Consider the following 688-nt stretch of genomic DNA (forward strand, 5'->3'; position numbering starts at 1 on the left):
GACCGCGCCCGGTCGTCGTCGCTGCGCGTGATCCGCTCGGCCTCGGCCTCGCTCGCGCCCACGATCCTCCAAGGGCTGGAGGCGACGTTCGGCGTTCCCGTGCTCGAGACCTACGGCATGACCGAAGCGGCCTCGCAGATCGCGGCCAATCCGTTCGAGCTGCGCAAGATCGGCTCAGTCGGCCGCGCCGCCGGCCCCGAGATCGCGATCATGGACGAGACCGGCCGCGCGCTTGCGAGCGGCGCGCACGGCGAGATCATGCTGCGAGGACCGAACATGACCCGCGGCTACTATAGTGACGAGGCGGCGACAGAGGCCGCGTTCCGCGACGGCTGGTTCCGGACCGGCGACCTCGGCTATCTCGATAGCGACGGCTATCTCTTCATCGTCGGGCGCATCAAGGACGTCATCAACCGCGGCGGGCAGAAGATCTCACCTCTCGAAGTGGAAGAGGTCCTGCTCAGCCATCCGGCGGTGCTGGAGGCCGGCGTGTTCGCCGTCCCGCACGAGAAGCTCGGCGAGAACGTTGCTGCCGTCGTGGTGCTGCGGCCGCATGCCGAGGCAACCTCAGACCAGTTGCGCCAGTTCGCGCGAAAGCGGCTCGCAGCCTACAAGGTGCCGAGCCTGATCCGCAGCGTGGCAGCCCTGCCGAAGGGCGGCAGCGGCAAGGTCAAGCGCAACGCGCTGG

The 688-nt window shown here is 68.8% G+C and carries 1 protein-coding gene; it reads left to right on the forward strand.

The genetic code is table 11. The features are described 5' to 3' along the window. The coding region (locus tag MOV75_RS40745; RefSeq protein ID WP_247008499.1) for an AMP-binding protein at window positions 1-688 on the forward strand (688 nt) is incomplete at both ends.

It is taken from the genome of Bradyrhizobium sp. PRIMUS42, assembly GCF_023006515.1.
Lineage (GTDB): Bacteria > Pseudomonadota > Alphaproteobacteria > Rhizobiales > Xanthobacteraceae > Bradyrhizobium.